Below are 21,220 nucleotides of genomic sequence, written 5' to 3'. Positions count from 1 at the left end.
TAAGGTGTAAATACTAAAATTTTTAAATGTTTGTAAGCAAAAGTATGTGGTATACCTGGAAAGGATAACAGGCGTTTTCTTCATTAACAACGGGTGTTTTCTTTATTTTGTAACCTGTGTATCAGCGTAGCGGGTGTTTTATTCAAAAATAGTGGGTGTTTTATTCATACTTTATTTTTGCAGACTTTTTATTTTGTTAGCGTTGGTGTATTCTTCCTCTTTTTTTGTTTCTTTGTAATAATGTTCTTTGTGTTTACATACTGGACTTTGTTAAGGAGGAATATGAGGAGATCTTTATTTATAATATTATTTATTCTTTGCTACCTGTCCGGATATAGTTTTTTTGAAAAAGACATCCGGGTACTTACTATGCAGAATGGGTTGGCCGATAATACCGTTTCCTGTATCCATAAAGATAGAGACGGGTTTATGTGGTTCGGAACAGATAATGGATTAAGCCGCTATGATGGGAAAAATATCAGGAATTTCGGTTTGGATGAACGGTATATGAAAGTGAATCATATTCGTGAATCAGCAGATAACCTGCTTTGGCTGATCGCTAACGGACAGATATATTGTTTTGACCGGCGGATGGAACGATATATCCCTGTCAACCTGACCGAAAAATGTACCGGAGTTCAGGACATACTATTGCAAAAAGACAACTCTTTATGGGCTATATCGAATGAAACTCTTTATCTTATTTCCATTGATTACAGGAAGAATCCGGATGAGAATATGACCGGGGTTAATCTCCGGGTAGAAAAGGAGTTTGCCAATCTGGCCGGAGGTAATATCAATTATACAGCTATATGTCAGTCACCGGAAGGTATGATTTATATCGCAACAGATTGGGGGAATATAGTAACGTTCGATCCGGTCTCTTACCAGGTTATAGACAAAGGGGATTTGCCGAAGGTTAATAAAGTACATGTCCACAGGCTCTTATATGCAGACGGATATGTCTGGCTTTCAACCTGGGCCAATGGGGCGATCCGTTATAATCCGGAGTCGGGGGCTTACGATCAATATACGTATAAACCTGAAGATAAAGATAAGATATTGTCTCATTGGGATGTCTATCAAATGGTTCCTATGGGAAACGGTCGTTTACTGGCTGCCACCTGGAACGGATATACCATCTTTATACCTGAAAAAGAAGACTCTACAAAGTATACAACCGAAATATATAACAATACGGCTTCACAATTACATCGCAATCTGGAAACCCGTATGATCTCTGCGTATTATGATCCGGAAGGGATCATGTGGATCGGGACACAAGGAGGAGGCGTGTATGCTTCCGACCTGCGAAAACAGTTCTATCAACGTTTCCATCAGGAAACACACAACGAAATATGCGGGATGGCAACAGATAAAAAAGATCATATCTGGCTGGCTTCTTTCCATAAAGGAATATTGAAAAGCACGGAAGCATTCGATCCCCAGGGCAGACTTTCTTTTGAATCTGTCTCTGTCGGAACAGGAAATACCGTGTTGTGTGTAGCAACCGATCGGAACGGTGATCTGTGGTTTGGAAATAATCACTCCGAACTGATCTGGTATAATTCGGATAATGACTCCTTTACGGTTTATCCTATCCGTATTCCCGGAAAACCGGACTGGATAGGCAGTGTCTGGTATATCTTATGTGATGGGCAGGATCGGTTATGGTTGGGAACAACAAATGGTTTGCTTCTTTTTAATCCTGTGACCAAACATTTTTTCCATTATCCTGTATCTCCGGGTACAATCCGGGTTATTGCTGAAGTTCCCGGTGAATGTTTATGGTTAGGTACGACTGATGGTTTGAAAAAGTTTATTTTTCAAAATGAAATGCTACGTTCCGGTTTTGAACAAGAGGCTAATATTCCGGCGAAAGATGCCCGTTCTCTTTTTGCCTCAGCGGATGGAAATTTGTATATAGGTTATGCGGATGGCTTCGGTGTCATGGAGATCGGAACTGACTCGATAGGGAGTTTTTATACGACACATAACGGATTAAGCAATAATTTTATCGGTTGTATCAGTGAAGATTCACAAGGTCATTTATGGATTGGTTCCAATTCAAGTATCTGTCGGTACAGTAAACATCAGAAATTGTTTTATAATTATTATATCTCAGGAAATAACCGTTCTGTATTACATTATAAGGATTTCCTGTTTTGGGGAAATAACAAGAATATAACCTATTTCCTGCCGGAAGAGGTTATGAACGATCAACCTGAACAGAATAAAGTTGTTATCACCCAGTTGGATGTCGATAATAAAACTGTTTTGATCGGTCAGAAAATCAATGATCAGGTTATCTTGCAAGAAGGGATCCCTTATACGAACGAATTGACACTGAATGCTTCCAATAATAATTTCTCCCTGATGTTTAGCAACCTGACCTATTCGGAAGAACTTCAGAAATACAGTTACCGACTTACTCCCGGGCAGTCTGAATGGCTGATAGCCGGTGATGGCGAACGAATTTCGTATGCCAACCTACCCGCAGGAGAATATCTTTTCGAAGTAAGAAGCATTTTCCCTGATGGTTCGAATGGTGATACTACTTCGTTAGCAATAACTATTCTGCCTTATTGGTATGAAACAGTCTGGTTTCGTTTACTTGTATTGGCTTTTGCAGTATGTATTGTATATTATCTGATGCGTCGTATCAAGAAGGAGCAGGTCCGGCTCACCCAGGAAGAGCGCCTGAAACATGAGCTCTTTGTTTCCAATCTGGAACGTGAGAAAGAGAAACAAATCAGCCGTGAGCGGGAAAATTTCTTTACGAACGTATCGCACGAATTACGTACACCGTTAACGTTGATTCTTTCTCCTTTGCAGGAGTTGTTGCAGACTGAACGTTTGTCTCAGGCTTTACAGAATAAGCTCTCTCTGGTGTATAATAATGCCACTTCATTATCTACCCTGGTGAACCAATTGTTGTATGTCCAAAAGATAGAGGCCGGCATGGTTCAGCTTCATTTGTCGAAAGTAGAGATTGTAGCGCTTGTGAGGAAGGTGATGGCCTCTTTCCAGCAGATGGCGGAGATAAAAAGTACTAAGTATGTCCTGGACTCTGGTATCTCTTCTTTAGAGCTTTGGATAGATGCCGGGAAGATAGAGTCGGCATTAAAAAATTTACTGTCGAATGCATTTAAATATACTCCAAACAACGGAATAATAAGGGTTTCGCTCGAAGAGAAAGAGGTCGACGGGAAAATGTTCTGCTTGCTTTCCGTCTCGGATAATGGTCCCGGTATAGCGGAAGATTTGCAGGAACGTATCTTCGATTCGTTTATTACGGGTAAAAATGATCCCTCATTTTCTACCCGGATGGGTATCGGTTTACGTATTGTAAAAAATACGATGGATCTTCATCATGGGCAGGTATTGTTAGATAGCTCTCCGGGGAAAGGTTCGAGATTTACGCTTTACCTGCCACTGGGTAAGGAACATTTCAGAGAGGATGAATATGAGTGGATTGAAGATGTCCGGGAAACAAAGGAAGAAGAGACTTTCTATAGAACGCAGAAAGAAGAAGAAGATACGAAGGTTACTTCAGGAAAGAAGTTGTTGATCATAGAAGATAACGATGAGATCAGAAGTTATATTTATTCTTTGTTCTGTAAAGATTACCAGGTATTGGAAGCCCATGATGGAGAAGAAGGAGTAAAAATTGCCACCGAAGAGATCCCAGACCTGATCATTTCAGATATTATGATGCCTGTAAAAGACGGCTTTGCTTGCATACAGGAGATCAGGCAGCAGTTGGTGACAGCCCATATCCCGGTCATCATGCTTACGGCAAAGGCGGAAGAAGAAGATTTATTGAAGAGTACCCGGATTGGTGTGGACGATTATATCATGAAACCTTTCAACCCCGAAATCCTCAAAGCGAAGGTGGAGAACCTGATCCATCTGCGTGAACAACTGAAGCGTATTTATACAAAGACATTGATGTTGAAACATACGGAAGAGAGGCCGGACGATGAAGAGGCTGCCGATCCTTTCATGCAACAGGTGATCGGTATTGTCGAAGCCAACCTGACTAATCCGGATTTTAGTGCGAAGAGTCTGGCTAGCCTGTTGAACCTTAGCCAACCGACTTTATACCGGAAGATGAAGCAACAAAGTAACTTGTCTATCATCGAAGTGATCCGCAGCATACGTATCAGTAAAGCTGCTTCACTGATTATGCAGAAGAAATACTCTGTCCAGGAGGTTGCCGAAATGGTGGGCTATAATGATATAACGACTTTCCGTAAACACTTCACGAAGCAGTTCGGCGTGTCGCCGTCACGGTATAATGCTTTATAGCCTCCATTACCTTTGGGATATAGCGGATTACCCGGCAGATGTTGCTGTTTACCCGAAATGCTCTGTTAGTAACAACCGATCTTCTTTTCATATCACAACTGTGAAACAAAAGAAACTCATCTGTGAAACAAACGGAATCCAACTGTGATATGCAAGGAACACAGTTGTGATATGCAATAAGAAAGAACATATGCAATAATTTCCGGTAAAAATTGCAGGTTATGGAATAAAGATTACTTTTGCATCAGGTACAGATATGGAAGAAGCCCCCCTTAGGAGATTAAGATGAGTAGTATTAGTTTCAGCGAAATATATACCAGCTATTACAAACGGTCTTTTTTGTTTGTAAAGTCCTATGTCAGGGATGATATGGTGGCTGAAGATATCGTGTCTGAAGCATTAATTAGCCTATGGGAAACTGCCAAAAAAGAAACGATAGAACATCCTTTATCCTTATTATTGATTATTTTGAAGAATGGTGCTTTGAATTATTTGAAACATCAGGATGTCCGGCAATCAGCTATGGAATCTATTTCTTCTAAAATGGTACGTGACCTGAATTATCGTATAACCACTTTACAGGCCTGTGACCCAGAAGAAATTTTTTCTTCTGAAATAACCCGGATTATACAAGATACGCTGGAGGCACTTCCGGAACAAACTCGTCGGGTTTTTGAAATGAGCCGTTATGAATATCGCTCGGTGAAAGAGATTGCTAAAGAATTATCTATAAGTTCTAAGAGTGTTGAGTACCATATAACTAAATCTCTAAAAGTACTGCGCATAGCTTTGAAAGAATATCTCCCAGTATTTTATTTCCTGTTCGTCTTCATAAAAAATTAAAGAAAAATAGAATTCGTCTTAGGGATTTTTATCTGTGTGTTGTCTCTATATACAAGAAACGGAAAAAGAGACGAATGGATAAAAAACTATTACAAAAATATGTCGAAGGTAATGTTACAATAGAAGAGGTAGAGGCTGTTGTAGATTGGCTGGATAGCGATGAAAGGCATGTAAAGGAGTTTATGGCTTTACATAAACTACATGATATCTCAGTATTAAACCAACCTAAATTTGGACAAAACCAGGTTAAGAAAAAAGGAATGGCTTTTTCCCGGATTACTATCGAATTAGTAAAAGTGGCGGCTGTAGCATTAATGCTAATTGGAGGTAAGTTTTTATTTGATACTATTATGCAGACAGAAGAATCTCTTCAGTATCAGACATTATATATTCCCGCAGGTCAGCGGGCTGAACTGATTCTCCCTGATAGTTCAAGAGTTTGGCTGAATGCTCATTCCAAATTAATTTACCCTGTTAGCTTTCAAAAAGATAAACGTGAAGTCAGGCTTGATGGAGAAGCCTATTTTGATGTCAAACATAATGAATCATCTCCTTTTGTCGTAAAAACAAAAGAGATGGATATAAAAGTATTAGGTACTGAGTTTAATGTCTCGGCTTATTCAGAAACTCCGGAGCTTAAAATAGCTCTGTTAAAAGGACATGTAGAATTACAGCCTACCGACTTTTCCCGTACCTATCTGATGCAGCCTGGAGAACAAATTTGGTATAAGGAGGGTCGGTATGTTGCTTCCCGGATAAAGGATATGGATTATTTCAGATGGAAGGAAGGTCTTTTATGTTTTAATAATCAGCCTATAAAAGAAATAATGGAAAAACTGCAGTTATATTACGATATTCGAATAGAAGTGGGTAACCGACCTTTTCTACATGAACGTTATTCCGGAAAATTTCGTGTAAAAGATGGAGTTGAGCAAGTGCTAAAAGTATTACAACTGGAGCATAAGTTCACTTATACGAAGGACAATGAATTGAATCAAATAACTATAAAATAGATTGCCTATGGAGAAATAAGGATGGTGAACGAAAGAAACCGGATTATGCTGTAACATAATCCGGTGGAAAAAATGTCAGCAAAATGACGTAAGCTTTATAATCAAGTACTAACATTTTAGATAATACAAAGTTATGAAAAAAAAATGTACAGGAGAAAACTATGCCCTGTTATTAAGTGAATTTAAACACATCTATCGAGTTATGAAGTTAATCTTAATCTTTTTAGTATTATGTGTTTCGATGGTTTTTTCTGTTAATGTGAACTCCCAGACCGCGCGTGTCAGTATCGATGCGAATCAGTTGCAAACAAAAGATATAATTAAACAAATAGAAGAACAGACTGATTATCTGTTTGTATATAATAATAGCAAAGTGGATCTGAGTCATCGGATCTCTTTTACAGCAACTGATGTATCTGTAGCGGAAGTTTTAAACAGATTATTCGAAAACTCGGAAATTGTTTATGCGATGGAAGGGAAGAATATTCTCTTAATGAAGAAAAGTTTGCTTGCCCAGCAAAAGGGGAAACAAATAAAAGGAATTGTAAAAGATAGTAAAGGTGATCCTGTTATCGGAGCGAATGTAGTGGAAAAAGGAACTACTAATGGCATCATAACGGACATAGACGGTAACTTTTCTCTTACTGTTTCGGAAAATGCGATGTTACAGGTTTCTTATCTTGGCTATATCCCACAAGAAATAGCAGTAGACGGCAAAAGCTTTTTTACCATTTTGTTTCAGGAAGACCTCCAGGCATTGGATGAAGTAGTGGTAGTGGGTTATGGTGCCATGAAAAAGAGTGTAATAACAGGTGCTATCAGTAGTATTCCTTTGACTGCTGTTAAACCCGTGGCTACTCAGCGGGTTGACCAGATGTTGCAGGGACAGGCAGCGGGTGTTATGGTCTTAAATACAGACGGTTCACCAGGAGCAGAGACAACTATACGAATCAGAGGTATGAATTCAATTCAAGGTGGAAACAATGCCCTGATAGTCATTGATGGATTTCAAGGTGGCGAATTAAGGTCGATAAACCCTAATGATATTGCATCGATAGAAGTGTTAAAGGATGCGGCTGCAACTGCCATTTATGGTGCGCAGGGAGCAAATGGAGTCATTCTTATAACGACTAAAAAGGGTACTTCAGAAAAACCTTCTATAAATTACTCATCGGAAGTCGGATTTTCGAAAATCCTTATGGGCGGTGTAGAATTAATGAATGCGGCAGACTATGCGAGAGAACTAAATGCGATAGAGATCGCCAATGATCTGGACAGAGTTCCCGAGCCTCTTTTCACAGACGCACAAATTAAAGATCTTGAAGAAAGTGGAGGTACAAACTGGATGGATGAAGTCTATCGGCCGGCACTTATACAAAGCCATCAACTTTCTGTTAGTGGAAAAACCAAAAAAGTCAACTATTTTGTTTCAGGTTCATTCCTCAATCAGGACGGTATTATGATCAATTCTGGCTACGAACGCTATTCCCTGCGGTCAAATATTGGTGCAACTATAACCGATTGGTTGAACGTTTCTCTTAACTGGGATGGGGCGATACAAAATAGATCGGGTGCTGATTTTGGAGGAGGAATAGACTGGCCGGGTAATCCTGTACTTGGTGCTGTGGTCTTTTCTCCTACAATCCCCGTTTATGATGCAAATGGGAATTATTCGAAGGCTAACAATCGGATTGGGGACCCAGCTGTTTGGAATCCTGTCGCTAGTGCGAAAGAGACCCAAAACGACAGGAGAATAGTTCACAACAACATTAATGTAGTGTTGGATTTTAAATTCCTCAAATATTTCTCTTTTCAAGTTAATGGGGGAGCAAGGATCACACAAAGTGAAACCGACCAGTTTTATAATATGAAAACATTTATGGGGAACCAGTCGAATGGTATAGGTCGGGTTAGAAATACATATTCTAAGGATTTGCAGAACTCCAATGTATTGAATTATACGAGAGATATCGGTTTGCATAATCTTAATTTTACTGCGGTAGGTGAAATAAAGGTGAATGATGAAACCTGGAGTTATATTAATAACAGCAATTTTGCTATGCAGGAAACCGGTATCTATGATCTGAATGCAGCCAAAATACAGAAGACGAGTTCAGGACAGGGGCATCGGAAAATCTTATCCGGAGTTGGAAGAATCAATTATGGATACGATAATAAGTATTTGCTTTCCATGAGTATTCGTGCAGACGGTTCTTCTGTTTTTGGAGAGAATAATAAATGGGGATATTTTCCTGCGGCTTCTATCGGATGGAGACTTTCCCGGGAACACTTTATGAAAGATTTTACTTGGATTGATGATTTAATGATCCGGGCGAGCTGGGGAAATACCGGAAACCAGGCAATTAGCAATTTCCAAACAATTTCCCAGATAGGAAGTAGTGGAAAATACCCTTGGTACGGAGGGGATGCTTCTAATTTAGGATACGCCGTAATTTCTGCGTCAAATCCGAACTTAAAGTGGGAAAGTACTCGCCAGTATAATCTTGGATTAAATCTATCATTATGGAACGGTATGCTTCAGTTTACCGGCGAGTATTATGATAAGGTCACTTCGAATTTATTGATGATGAGAGAAATACCCCGATCAACCGGTTTGAATAGTATAATAGATAATGTAGGAAAGATGGGAAATAAAGGCTGGGAACTCTCAGTGAATGGAAATTTCAATTTTGGAGAATTGGAATGGAGTCCGGGAATAAATACTACCTTCTCAAAAACAAAAGTATTGGACTTAGGAGGTGAGGACTTTATATCCTATTCTGCCGGAGGTAGCGGACATGGTACGAATATTCCATTCATGTTTCTTACAAAAGGACAACCGTTCGGACAAATCATGGGATTTGGTTATGAAGGGACCTGGAAAGCCGACGAAGTGAACGAGGCTGCAAGATATGGTCAATTGCCTGGTGATCCAAAGTATACAGATGTGAATAATGATGGTAAAATTGATTATGATAATGATTGGAAAGTCATAGGAAACACTTTGCCTAAGATGATCTTTGGTATTACAAACCGGTTTAAATACAAAAATTTTGATTTGACCTTCCTGTTTCAGGGTACATGTGGTAATGATATATTTAATGTTGCGAGAATAAAAAGGGACGAAGGAGTTGGGTACGGCACTGCCAAATTTGACCGATGGACTCCCGAGCATCAAAACACCGATGTCCCTGCATTATATGCAGCAAGTTACAGAGAGGCGTACCGTAATAACTGGGATGCAGCTCACCCTGATAATCATTTTGTTAGTACAATCACATTCCCTACTTCAGGTGGAAATGTTAATGAAAGATGGATAGAGAACGGTTCTTATATCAGACTTAAAAATCTTACACTTGGCTATACTTTTGATAAGATTAGTGTATTTGAACATATTAGAGTCTATCTGACAGCGACCAACCTGTTCACCATAACCAAATATAAAGGTTTTGATCCTGAAGTTAGTTCATTTACCGGAAGTGATGCACAATTGGGTACCGATTTTAATAGTTATCCGTCTTCAAGAGTAATCAGCCTGGGTGTAAATATTAATTTGTAAACTTTTAAAGATATGAAACGATATATATTAGTGTTGGGATTTTTTCTGCTATTGATAATTCCAAGTTGTGATTTATTTGATTTATCGGAAGAGCCTAAAGGATTTACTACTCCTGATAATTATTTTAGTACTCCTACCCAGATCGAGACTATTTTGACTGCTTCTATGTACAGAGCGTTTCATTCCTGGGGAGGATATGCATATAATCCTGCATTGCATCGTCACTCGGATCAAGATTATGGAGGAGATTTGGTTATTGGCTTGAACCATGGATCGGATATCTATAATCTTCATTTTGGAAATATAAAAGATCTCAACTTTGCTTTGAGGTCGATAAAAGACAAAGGACTGGAAGGTACTTCACAGGAAGAGGTAGATCAATTGGTCGGACAATTGAAGTTTTTAAGGGCTTGGAACTATTTCCAATTAGTACGGATGTGGGGAGGTATGCAAATTCTGACCGAAGATGATGTCGATGATTATTTTACTATACTACCCGAACGTTCTTCTGTGGAAGACACATATGCTTTAATAGTGAGTGATTTTGAAGAAGCTATTGATAAACTTCCTGATGACTGGGGATCATTCGGACGTCCGAATAAATTGGTTGCTAAAGCTCTCTTAGCAAAAGCCTATTTGACTATGGCAACGGCTCCTCTTAATGAGGTTAGTTATTATGCAAAAGCTGCTGGCTTGGCTAAAGAGGTAATAGACTCTAATAGGTATAGCCTTGTTAAAGATATCAGAGATGTATTTTCGATGAAGACTGAAGAGGGACCTGAGATGATGTGGAGTTTTGTTGCCAATGAAGAGTGCCCGTCGACAGATCCTCGTGTTTGGAGTTCTATATATGGATGGTCGGATTATGCTGCCGATCAGGTTTGGGTAGACTCCGTATACAACGAACAACCCAGAAAACATATCTATTTGGAAACCCATGACAAAAATGGTGTACCTGCTGCAGAGTTAGGTCGAAATGTGGGTATTCAGAAATATCTGTACGATACCTGGGAGAATTTCGACAGAGGATTTACAACGATAAACATCCCGATTGTCAGATATGCAGATGTTTTATTGATATTTGCGGAAGCCGATAATATGTCTAAAGGAGCTCCGAGTCAGGCTGCTGTTGATGCGATAAATTCCGTAATTGATCGCGCGAATGACTATCAGCCTAATCCCAATTACCCGCTTTTAAGTACAAACATGACAAAAGAAGCCTTTGATAAGGCAGTGATCCATGAACGTAGCTTGGAACTTTGTTTTGAATACGACCGGTGGAATGATATTGTAAGGAAAAGAATTCTTTATGAGGTAACCAGGGAAGAATATAAGCAGAATTATTCAGAAAATGATTACCTGTTTCCGATCCCGGAAAGTGAGATAAGATTAAATCCTAATATGAAGCAAAATCCAGGTTATCAGGATTAATATTAACCCATAAATAGATACAATATGAATACTATAAATATAATAGGAAGAGCGCTTAGACTCTTTCTTTTTTCCTGTTCTTTTTTATTGTCTGTAACTCATTTGAATTCTCAGGTAATTGCACAAACAGGTGCAATAGGGGATGACTCTGAAAGTAATAATGAGAAAAAACTGACTGTATGGGTAGCTCCTGCAGAACAAAAAGTTCGTTCGGACGATAGGATCGAAAAAGATAATCTTATTTGGTCCGAAAAAGATAAAAAGATAGCTGTAGCGGGAGCTGGAAATGAACATGTTCCTTTTCAGGTTGTAATAACAACATCGGTAAAAGGCTCTCCACGGGAGATAAAAGTACCAGATGGTTTTATGATCGAAACTTCAGATCTGACTTCGGCGCAAGGTAATAAGATCCGGAAAGAAAATATCAATTGTTATCTGGAACACTATATAATGCTTTTCGCAACATCAAGTGCTGTCGGAGCAACCGGTTATTGGCCTGATGCGATAGTTCCCATTAAAAAACCTTTTAGTATGGCGGCTCAGTATGATATTGTCAAAAATAGGCCTATATGGGTTGATATGTTTATCCCTTCAGGAACAAAAGGGGGTGAATATTCAGGTAATATAGAAGTGACTCAACATGGGGAACTGGTTCAGAAACTGCAGTTGGTTGTCAAGGTTTATGATTTTTCATTGCCGGATCAGACTTCTTTAATCACTTATATGAACGTTTCAAAAGATCAGTTGGCACATTTTTATCATAAGCCGAGTAACTCTGATGAAGTGACTGATATAACTCAGGTATATTATGATAAGTTATTCACTAATAGGATGGAACCTTGGTTTAATGATATGTTGCGGCCGGATATAGAATTGAAAGATAATAAAGTAAAAGTAACATTTGACCATGAAAGGTACCTTTATTATATGAATACGCTAAAAACAAAACGTGTCCTTTTAAATGCTTTTCCCGGTAATTTGAACCGATTGATGACAGCTCAGCCATTTTCTGATGAATATAATAAAATCGTAAAGTCATATTTATCGCAAGTCGAAGCGTATTTCAATAAAAATAAATGGCATGATCGTCTTGTTTTTAATAGTCCGATTGATGAACCTCGTTCATTAGAAGATTATGAAAATACCCGGAAATGGGGTTCATTAGTAAAAGAGTCTACTACAAATGTTCCGTTTTTAGTAACAAGGACTCCTGTTTTTCCGAAAGACCATCCGGAATGGGGATCTTTGCAGGGGTATGTAACTAACTATTCCATACACGGAAATCATTTAAATGATCCGCTGGTAAAACAAGCGATATTGGATGAGAAGAGCAGAGGAGGGGAAATTACCTGGTATATCTCTTGCGACCAATGTTTTCCGCAACCTAATTATTTCATAGATGCTCCGGCGATGGATTTAGTTATGGTTCCATGGATAACCTCACGATATAAGATGGACGGTATATTATATTGGGCTATTAACTGGTGGTCCGAAACTGCAAATCCATGGTTAAATGCAAATACATTTCATTCAGGTTTTCTGTGTAGTGATGGATCTGTATTGAATGGTGAAGGGTCTCTTTGGTATCCAGGAGATTATGTAGAAAGATACACAGGGCAACCCAATGTGAATGGACCGGTTTCATCGATCCGGTTTGAATTATTGCGTGAAGGAATTGAAGATTACGTATATCTGTCTATGCTTGGAGAACTTGGTGATAAAGATTTTGCAACGGAGCAAGTCAAAAATATGGTTGTTGATGTAAAGGCTTTTTCAAGAAATGTAGCAGATTTATATTCTACTCGGAAAGCGATGGCTGAACGTATAGAAGAATTATTGAAAAAACACAAATAAATGAGTGTCACACTTTATTAGTGTACAATAATTTGTTTGGGAGTATGTATAGTTGAGTCCACTTGAAACAGCTCTTTTTGAAGTGGACTCATACTTTAAATAAATAGCTTATGAAGAAAAACATTATATCCTTTTTTGCGAGTTTGTTTTTGATACAACCCTTGTTTGCACAACAGGCAATTGTAATGGAGACAATGCTGACAATTAAAACATATCCGTTCTCCGACCCTGATCCGGTAGCCGATCCTTCCGATCTTTTTTACCCTTATTTCCGTTTTGACGGCTTTGCAGCTAAAGGAATAGATAAAGATTGGAAAGTTGTATCGCTTGAGAACGATTATATTAAACTGACGCTTTATCCTGAAATTGGAGGGAAAATATGGGGAGCGGTGGATAAAACTTCCGGGAAGGAGTTTATCTACAATAACCATGTTGTCAAATTCCGGGATATAGCAATGCGCGGTCCCTGGACATCCGGTGGTATTGAATTTAATTTTGGTATTATCGGGCATGCTCCGACTTCCAGTACCCCGGTCGATTATCTGACAAAGAAGAAAGCCGACGGTAGTGTCAGTTGTTATGTCTCTTCTTATGACCTGGTTACCCGTACGTTTTGGACGGTTGAAGTTAATCTACCGAAAGATAAGGCTTACTTCACAACGAAAACCACCTGGCATAATGCTTCTTCTATCGATCAGCCTTATTATCAATGGATGAATGCCGGGTATCCGGCAGCCGGGAATGCAGAGTTTTGTTATCCCGGTACGAATTATATCGGGCATGGTGGTGAACTGCGTTCTTTCCCGCTGGATGAACAGGGGCGTGATATCTCCTGGTATGAAAAGAATGACTTCGGCAATTCTAAATCGTATCATATAATAGGTCAGTATAACGATTTTTATGGCGCTTATTGGCATGATTATAATTTCGGATCGATTCATCATGCTGATTATGACGAGAAGTTGGGTATGAAGATCTTTCTTTGGGGACTTTCACGCGAAGGTGGTATTTGGGAAGATCTGCTGACTGATACGGATGGACAGTATATTGAGTTGCAATCCGGACGTATGTATAGTCAGGCAGCATCTAACAGTAGCTTTACTCCTTATAAACACACTGCATTTAGCCCGCAGGCAACCGATCAGTGGACAGAATATTGGTTCCCGGTAAAAGATATTAAAGGCGTATCGAAGGCCAGTAGCATTGGAGCATTGAATGTGCTGCGCGAGGAAGGTTTTCTGAAAATCTATTTCTCTCCTTTGCAAAAACTTTCAACAACAGTAAAACTTTTCGAAGATGAAAAGGAGATACACTCAATCCCTCTGAACTGCGATGTTCTTAAATCCTGGAAAGATTCTATCTCTCTGAATAACATTACTATACCGGTTGGAAAGTTGAAAGTTGTTATCGGTGATAATTTGCTGGTCTATTCGGAGAGACCTTCAGATAATATCGTGAGTCGTCCAAAACAGTTACCTGCTGATTTCAACTGGAACTCAGTTTATGGACTTTATACACAAGGCGAACAATGGATGAACCAAAAAGTATATGAAAAAGCTGAGAAGTTCCTGTGTGCTTCTTTGAAAAAAGATCCTTATTTCTTACCGGCATTGACAAGCCTTGCTTCCTTGTATTACCGTCAGGGACGTTATGAGGAAGCATTGTTACATTGTCGTATAGCTTTAAGTATAAATACGTATGAGGGTGAAGCAAACTATTTATATGGCCTGTGTAATATGGCATTGGGGAATAATACAGATGCAAAGGATGGCTTCTCTGTTGCTTCCTATTCTACATCCGTGCGTAGTACTGCCTATGAGAAGTTGGCTGAAATGTACCTGATTGATCATAATTGGAGCAAAGCAGAACATTATGCATTGAAAAGCCTGGAATTTAATCAGCTAAATTTAACAGCACAGCATGTGTTGATGATCATTTACCGTAAGACAAATCGACCGGAAAAGGGAAAGGCTGTTATTTCCTCTCTGCTGGAGGAGTTTCCTTTGTTTCATGTGGCAAGGTTCGAGAAGTATCTGCTGGATGGTAGTACGGATAAAAAAGAGTTTGAGTCATTGATTCGCAATGAACTTCCTTTCGAGACTTATATGGAATTGGCCGAATGGTATGAGTCGGTAGGGTGTGAGGGGGATGCATTGTCGTTGCTTTCTTTTGCCTCTGATTATCCGATAGCCAATTATAAAATGGCCTATCTGTTACATAAAAAGGGAGATAAAACAGGTAGTCTGGAAATTCTAGAAAAGGCAAATAACCAATCTCCTGAGTCAGTATTCCCTTTTCGTCCTTCTACATTGAAGGCTTTAGAGTGGGCTAAGATAACTCGTCGAAACTGGAAGATCAGTTATTACGAAGGTCTGATCTGGTGGGCTAACCAGAATAAAGAGAAAGCACTTACTCTATTCGACGATTGTGGTGAAACGGGTTATGCTCCTTTCTATCTGAGTCGTGCTTCCCTGAAAGAAGGAGAAGCACGATTGTCCGATTTGCTGAAGGCTGAAGAAGTAACTATGTTGTGGCGTACTGGATTTGCTCTCATTAATTATTATACATCTGTAAATCAATGGCAAAAGGCTGTAGAGGTAGGGAAGAAGTATATGAAGAAATATCCATCCAACTATTATATTGGTTTAAAATATGCGAAAGCATTATGTGAAACTGGTAAATATCAGACATGTATTTCTATATTAAACAAAATGTTAGTATTGCCTAATGAAGGGGCTTATGCAGGTCGTGCTGTATACCGTGCTGCTAATCTGTATCAGGCAATGGAGCAGTTGAGCCATAAAAACTATAAGCAGGTTCTGATTGATGTGGAAGCTTCTAAAGAATGGCCAGAAAATCTCGGAGTTGGAAAGCCTTATGATAATATGATCGATAGCCGCTTGGAAAATTATTTGGAAGCTGAAGCGTATGTTGGGCAAGGGAATAATGCGAAAGCAGAAGAACTTTTGTCATTGGTAGCCAACTTCCAACCCGAACATTCTTATTTTGGTTCTGGCAATCTGTTAACGGCACTTGCTTTGCGTGAATTGGGGAAAGAGTCGGAAGCAGATCGTATGGTAGTATCCTGGACTACTGATTTCTCTGAAAATCGTATTGCTCAATGGTGTGCAGCTATTTATCGTGGGGAAAAGGAGAAAGCTACAGGAATACTTGGATCACGAAACGATCAGGCTGATACTACTCCGTGGGAGACTTCTTCACGAGACCCTAATTTTGATTTAATAGTCCGGTTATTTTAATTATATAGGCTAAGATTAGTTTCCTCCTTGCGATTATTAAAAAGATATCCCCCAATTTTACAAGATTGGGGGATACGTGTTCTATTTCTTTACCGGGGGATAGTCCAGCGTATAATGCAATCCCCGGCTTTCCTTTCGTTCGATAGCCTGTCGCATGATCAGATACCCCACATTGATCATATTACGCAACTCACAAATATCTTTGGAGGCAACCGACCGCTTGAAGAGGCTTTCTGTTTCTTCGTAGATGATATCCAGGCGATCCCAGGCACGTTTCAGGCGCAGGTCGGAACGGACGATACCGACATAAGTACTCATAATCTGCCCTACTTCTTTGACACTCTGGGTAATCAATACCATTTCTTCCAGGGAAGTGGTTCCTTCGTCATTCCATTCCGGAATATTCTCCTGGTATTTTAATGAGTCGATAATGCTCAGACTATGCTTGGCGGCAGCATCGGCATAAACAACCGCTTCGATCAGCGAGTTGGATGCTAGGCGGTTTCCACCATGCAGGCCGGTGCAGGAACATTCGCCGACGGCATACAGGCGGTCGATAGATGAACGCGCATCCAGGTCGACCTGGATACCTCCGCAAAGATAATGGGCGGCAGGTGCTACCGGGATATAATCTTTAGTAATATCGATTCCCAGGCTCAGACATTTCTCGTAAATGTTCGGGAAATGTTTCTTTGTTTCTTCCGGATCTTTGTGAGTGACATCCAGATAAACATGATCATCGCCCCGGGTATCCATTTCGTTCTTAATGGCACGTGCCACGATATCACGCGGAGCCAGTGAGAGACGTTTGTCATATTTCTGCATGAATTCTTTGCCGTCTTTCGTACGGAGCACACCGCCATAACCACGCATGGCCTCTGTGATCAGGAAAGAAGGACGGTCGCCCGGATGGAACAGGGCGGTCGGGTGGAATTGCACAAATTCCATATCTTTTACAGTCCCTTTGGCACGGTAAACCATAGCAATACCGTCGCCGGTAGCCACCAACGGGTTGGTAGTTGTCTGATAAACGGCACCGACACCCCCTGTTGCGATAAGGGTTACTTTCGACAGGAAAGTATCGATCCTTCCGTCCGGATCCATGATATAGGCACCATAACATTCTATATCCGGTGTCTGGCGGGTGACGGTAACACCCAGGTGGTGTTGTGTCAGTATTTCGATGGCAAAATGATTTTCAAATACAGTGATATTGGGATGTTTCTGGATAGCTTGAATCAAGCTGTCCTGTATTTCTGCACCTGTGTTGTCTTTATGGTGTAGGATACGGAACTCGGAGTGGCCGCCTTCACGATGCAGGTCGAAGTTTCCTTTTTCATCTTTATCGAAATCAACTCCCCAGCTGATCAGTTCTTTGATTTGCTGAGGCGCGTTACGCACCACCTTTTCAACTGCGCCGCGGTCGCTGAGCCAGTCGCCGGCAATCATTGTATCTTCAATATGCTTGTCGAAATTGTCAACAATCAGGTTGGTTACCGAGGCGATACCGCCCTGTGCGAAATAGGTGTTGGCTTCTTCCAGATTAGTTTTGCATACAAGGGCTACTTTCCCTTTATTGGCTACTTTAAGAGCGAAACTCATTCCTGCAATACCGGAACCTATCACTAAGAAATCGAATCTTTGTACCATAAGACATTACTATTTAGAGCGCCAAAGTTAGGAATTAACTTTTATGGTTGTACCATTCCCGCCGCCCTTTCGGTTAAAAACTCCCGAAATACTTATTCTTTTGCTATTTTTAAAAGAAAAGCCATAAACATTCGCAGGCTTCCCCTGTTTTAACTACGCATTGGATATCCGGCTTATTATTAATACTTAAACGTTATAAAAATGAAATCTAAAGTTTTACTGTTAGCTTTAGCCTCCATGTTGGCAGGCGGGGCGATGGCACAAGATTGTACATTCTTTTTTCCTACGACAAAAGGTACTAAACTAGTGAAAAAGAGTTATGATGGCAAAGGCAACCTGTCAGGAGTGATGACTTATGTTGTGGATGAGGTGGAAAACAAACAAGGCGGACTGGAAGTCGAAGCTGACTACGTATTCACAAGCAATAGCGGTACGGTTGTCGACAAAGGTGAACTGGAGGCTTTTTGCCAGGATGGCGAATTTTTTATGGATATGAAAGAAGTCCTTACTAATCCGTCTTTTGTCTCTACAACGAATACCGCAGTGGCAGCTACTGACGCCGTGATCAATTATCCGAGCGTATCGAAAGGTGCTTCTCCTGATGATGTATATTTCGATGATGCAGTGATCAACATTTATTCAAAGAAGAATCGGAAAGACAGAAAGAACGTTTCTATTTACGATCGTGAATATGTGAAGACAGAAGAGATCACTACCCCGGCAGGTACATTCGATTGTACGAAAGTAAAATTTAAAATCAAATCACGTTCTCCGAAAGAAACGATCGAAGGTTACGGCTATGAATGGTATGCGCCTAATATCGGGGTCGTTCGTACAGAACAATACAACAATAATAACGTACTTCAGTCATATTCTGTACTTGAAGAAGTAAAGTAAAAAATATATTCCTTTTGGAATTGTTTGACCGGTTTAAGTGGATACGTCGTTACTGGGAAGTGACGGCGTATTTTCTTTTTATTTACACCATAAAAATAATGGAATCTGCTTGATTATGTAGACAAAAATGCTTAATATTGCTTATTACCAACTTAATACATAAAGTTATGGAAAAGAAAGCATTTAGAAAACGAGTAATCACTCCGAAACATGTGTCGATCGCTGTTTGTTTGCTTATTATTTTCGGATTGTTGTATTTGAATGAGGTTCCTTGGTATGCTTATATAATCATCTTGATTGTGGCTCTTTGGGCGGTCGGGCCTTATCAGATTGACGGAAAGTATTTGACTCAGGGAAATTTTGTGGCTATTCCTGTTGAGTCGATCGATAAAGTGTTTGTAAAAGAATCGGGTAGTGTAGTCGTATATTACACTAAACCTTATAAGGATAAAGAATATACAAACACTGTCTATCCGGTCGATACGGAAGGATTTGTGGATGCTTTACAACAAGTAAATGAAGAAATGACTATCTTGCGCGAAAATTCGTAAAATGGATAGAGTCTTTAAATCTAAGATCGGGTGGTGGTACCATCTGTTGATCATTGTGTTGGCAGTTCTGTGTGTCGTATCCGTACTGCATCAGAATGTGGCGGCGATTGTTACTTCTTTGGTTGCCAGTGCATTGACTTTGCATGTGTTTTTCAATACTTACTATGTGGTTACGGCCGACGGTATGTTGTTGCTTCGTTGTGGTTTCTTTCCTAAAAAGGAAATTGCTATTGCTGATATAGAGGCGCTGCAACCGTCCATTCTTCCTGTTTTCAGTTATTCTTTATCCCTGGATCGGATTGTGATATGGAAAGAAGGTAAAATGTGGATGCTGATATCCCCACAGAACGAAAAAGAGTTTGTAAAGTTACTGAAGAAGTTCAATCCGGATATCGAGATCAAAAGTAATGCCGGACTATTGTAGAATGATAAATAGAATCACAATATAAAACTTAATTAAATCTGATAACATGAAATACGATGTTGCTATAATCGGTGGAGGACCTGCCGGTTATACGGCTGCTGAAAGAGCGGCTGCCGGTGGACTTTCTACCGTACTTTTCGAGAAAAACGCTTTAGGAGGTGTTTGTCTGAACGAAGGCTGTGTTCCAACGAAAACTTTACTCTATTCAGCTAAAGTATATGATACGATCAAACACGCGTCTAAGTATGCGGTAAAAGCAGAAAATCCGGCTTTCGACTTCCCTAAAATTATCGCCCGTAAAAATAAGGTCGTAAAGAAACTGACTGCCGGTATCCGTATGAAGATGACGGAGAATGGTGTCGTTGTTATTGTTGGGGAAGCGGAGATAAAAGGACGTACTGCCGACGGCACGATCTCTATTGCTTGTGGAGAAGAAGTGTATGAGGCTACTAACCTATTACTGTGTACGGGATCGGAAACAGTTATTCCTCCTATCCCCGGTCTGGCGGAAACCGATTACTGGACCAGTCGTGAAGCCCTGCAAACAAAAGAGCTTCCTGCTTCTCTTGTCATTATCGGTGGAGGAGTGATCGGTATGGAATTCGCTTCTTTCTTTAACAGCATGGGGGCTGAAGTTCATGTGGTGGAAATGCTGGATAAGATACTGGGGCCGATGGATAAAGAACTTTCTGAAATGCTCCAGGCTGAATACGCCAAAAGAGGTATTCAGTTTTATCTGAGCCATAAAGTAACTGCCGTTCATGGAGGTGAAGTGACCGTTGAGAAAGATGGAGAAAGCTTTGTGATCCAGGGTGAAAAGGTCTTGTTGAGTGTAGGTCGCCGTCCTGTAACGAAGGGGTTTGGATTGGAAACTTTATCATTGGAGCCTTTCCGTAATGGTATAAAGGTGAATGAGTATATGCAAACCTCTCTGTCGAATGTGTATGCTTGTGGAGATATTACGGCTAACTCTTTGTTGGCTCATACGGCTGTGAGCGAAGCCGAGGTTGCGATAAAACATATCTTGGGAAAAACCGGAGCCGGTATGAGTTATAAAGCAATTCCGGGGGTAGTCTATACCAATCCTGAAATAGCAGGTGTCGGTAAGACGGAGGAGGAATTACAGTCAGAAGGGATCCCTTATATTGTAAAAAAATTGCCGATGGCTTTCTCCGGTCGTTTTGTGGCTGAGAACGAACAGGGAAATGGTGTTTGTAAATTGCTCCTGGCTGAAGATGAAACGGTGATCGGTGCTCATCTGTTGGGCAATCCTGCATCTGAACTGATCGTTATTGCAGGCCTTGCAATAGAAAAAGGAATGAAAGCTGATGAATTACGTTCAATTGTTTTCCCGCATCCAACTGTTGGTGAGATCATAAAAGAGGCTCTTTTCAGTTGATAGATGACAGTTGACAGATGATAGTTGA

At 40.1% G+C, this 21,220-nt stretch carries 12 protein-coding genes; 11 read left to right on the top strand and 1 reads right to left on the bottom strand.

Going from position 1 to position 21,220, the window contains the following annotated elements; all coding sequences use genetic code 11:
• The first annotated feature begins 282 nt into the window (after window positions 1-282).
• The 7 genes from BQ7394_RS23505 (at window position 283) to BQ7394_RS23475 (ending at window position 16,271) form a co-directional block, all read left to right on the top strand.
• Window positions 283-4,311, top strand: a complete 4,029-nt coding sequence (locus tag BQ7394_RS23505) for a two-component regulator propeller domain-containing protein (protein ID WP_075559613.1) — start codon at window positions 283-285, stop codon at window positions 4,309-4,311.
• A 285-nt stretch (window positions 4,312-4,596) separates the two neighbouring features.
• Entirely contained in the window at window positions 4,597-5,154 is a 558-nt protein-coding gene (locus tag BQ7394_RS23500; RefSeq protein WP_075559612.1) for an RNA polymerase sigma-70 factor, read from the top strand.
• A 74-nt stretch (window positions 5,155-5,228) separates the two neighbouring features.
• A complete protein-coding gene (locus tag BQ7394_RS23495; RefSeq protein WP_075559611.1) occupies window positions 5,229-6,167 on the top strand; it encodes a FecR family protein in 939 nt (312 codons plus the stop codon).
• 202 nt (window positions 6,168-6,369) lie between these two features.
• Window positions 6,370-9,726 carry a TonB-dependent receptor gene (locus BQ7394_RS23490; RefSeq protein ID WP_161951810.1) on the top strand — a complete coding sequence of 1,119 codons (3,357 nt, stop codon included), beginning with the start codon at window positions 6,370-6,372 and terminating at the stop codon, window positions 9,724-9,726.
• Window positions 9,727-9,738: 12 nt separating this feature from the next.
• Window positions 9,739-11,157 (top strand): RagB/SusD family nutrient uptake outer membrane protein, encoded by a 1,419-nt coding sequence (locus BQ7394_RS23485; RefSeq protein WP_082212147.1) that lies wholly within the window; start codon window positions 9,739-9,741, stop codon window positions 11,155-11,157.
• A gap of 24 nt (window positions 11,158-11,181) precedes the next feature.
• Window positions 11,182-13,011 (top strand): DUF4091 domain-containing protein, encoded by a 1,830-nt coding sequence (locus tag BQ7394_RS23480; protein ID WP_075559608.1) that lies wholly within the window; start codon window positions 11,182-11,184, stop codon window positions 13,009-13,011.
• Between the two features lie 110 nt (window positions 13,012-13,121).
• Window positions 13,122-16,271, top strand: coding sequence for a DUF5107 domain-containing protein (locus BQ7394_RS23475; protein WP_075559607.1), 3,150 nt, complete (start codon window positions 13,122-13,124; stop codon window positions 16,269-16,271).
• A gap of 81 nt (window positions 16,272-16,352) precedes the next feature.
• Here BQ7394_RS23475 and nadB read toward each other — a convergent pair whose 3' ends face one another.
• Window positions 16,353-17,921: an L-aspartate oxidase gene (nadB, locus tag BQ7394_RS23470; RefSeq protein ID WP_075559606.1), complete on the bottom strand. Its 1,569-nt coding sequence runs from the start codon at window positions 17,919-17,921 to the stop codon at window positions 16,353-16,355.
• A 201-nt stretch (window positions 17,922-18,122) separates the two neighbouring features.
• Here nadB and BQ7394_RS23465 point away from each other — a divergent pair, with 201 nt between their 5' ends.
• From BQ7394_RS23465 to lpdA, 4 genes are all read left to right on the top strand, one after another.
• Window positions 18,123-18,818 (top strand): TapB family protein, encoded by a 696-nt coding sequence (locus tag BQ7394_RS23465; RefSeq protein ID WP_075559605.1) that lies wholly within the window; start codon window positions 18,123-18,125, stop codon window positions 18,816-18,818.
• A gap of 167 nt (window positions 18,819-18,985) precedes the next feature.
• Window positions 18,986-19,369 carry a hypothetical protein gene (locus BQ7394_RS23460; RefSeq protein WP_075559604.1) on the top strand — a complete coding sequence of 128 codons (384 nt, stop codon included), beginning with the start codon at window positions 18,986-18,988 and terminating at the stop codon, window positions 19,367-19,369.
• Window position 19,370: 1 nt separating this feature from the next.
• Window positions 19,371-19,793 carry a PH domain-containing protein gene (locus BQ7394_RS23455; RefSeq protein WP_075559603.1) on the top strand — a complete coding sequence of 141 codons (423 nt, stop codon included), beginning with the start codon at window positions 19,371-19,373 and terminating at the stop codon, window positions 19,791-19,793.
• A gap of 46 nt (window positions 19,794-19,839) precedes the next feature.
• Window positions 19,840-21,192 (top strand): dihydrolipoyl dehydrogenase, encoded by a 1,353-nt coding sequence (lpdA, locus tag BQ7394_RS23450; protein WP_075559602.1) that lies wholly within the window; start codon window positions 19,840-19,842, stop codon window positions 21,190-21,192.
• The last annotated feature ends 28 nt before the right edge of the window (window positions 21,193-21,220 follow it).

The sequence above is a fragment of the Parabacteroides timonensis genome (assembly GCF_900128505.1).
In the GTDB taxonomy this organism is placed as follows: Bacteria; Bacteroidota; Bacteroidia; order Bacteroidales; family Tannerellaceae; genus Parabacteroides; species Parabacteroides timonensis.
Note: the sequence above shows the minus strand (reverse complement) of the source record. Positions and strands in the feature narration are given on the sequence as shown.

Bases quoted from the DNA above. Each gene is read 5' to 3' on its own strand.
- BQ7394_RS23480 (WP_075559608.1), top strand. From the start codon at position 11,182: ATGAATACTATAAATATAATAGGAAGAGCGCTTAGACTCTTTCTTTTT.
- BQ7394_RS23500 (WP_075559612.1), top strand. From the start codon at position 4,597: ATGAGTAGTATTAGTTTCAGCGAAATATATACCAGCTATTACAAACGG.
- lpdA (WP_075559602.1), top strand. From the start codon at position 19,840: ATGAAATACGATGTTGCTATAATCGGTGGAGGACCTGCCGGTTATACG.
- nadB (WP_075559606.1), bottom strand. From the start codon at position 17,921: ATGGTACAAAGATTCGATTTCTTAGTGATAGGTTCCGGTATTGCAGGA.
- BQ7394_RS23465 (WP_075559605.1), top strand. From the start codon at position 18,123: ATGAAATCTAAAGTTTTACTGTTAGCTTTAGCCTCCATGTTGGCAGGC.
- BQ7394_RS23505 (WP_075559613.1), top strand. From the start codon at position 283: ATGAGGAGATCTTTATTTATAATATTATTTATTCTTTGCTACCTGTCC.
- BQ7394_RS23475 (WP_075559607.1), top strand. From the start codon at position 13,122: ATGAAGAAAAACATTATATCCTTTTTTGCGAGTTTGTTTTTGATACAA.
- BQ7394_RS23490 (WP_161951810.1), top strand. From the start codon at position 6,370: ATGAAGTTAATCTTAATCTTTTTAGTATTATGTGTTTCGATGGTTTTT.
- BQ7394_RS23495 (WP_075559611.1), top strand. From the start codon at position 5,229: ATGGATAAAAAACTATTACAAAAATATGTCGAAGGTAATGTTACAATA.
- BQ7394_RS23460 (WP_075559604.1), top strand. From the start codon at position 18,986: ATGGAAAAGAAAGCATTTAGAAAACGAGTAATCACTCCGAAACATGTG.
- BQ7394_RS23455 (WP_075559603.1), top strand. From the start codon at position 19,371: ATGGATAGAGTCTTTAAATCTAAGATCGGGTGGTGGTACCATCTGTTG.
- BQ7394_RS23485 (WP_082212147.1), top strand. From the start codon at position 9,739: ATGAAACGATATATATTAGTGTTGGGATTTTTTCTGCTATTGATAATT.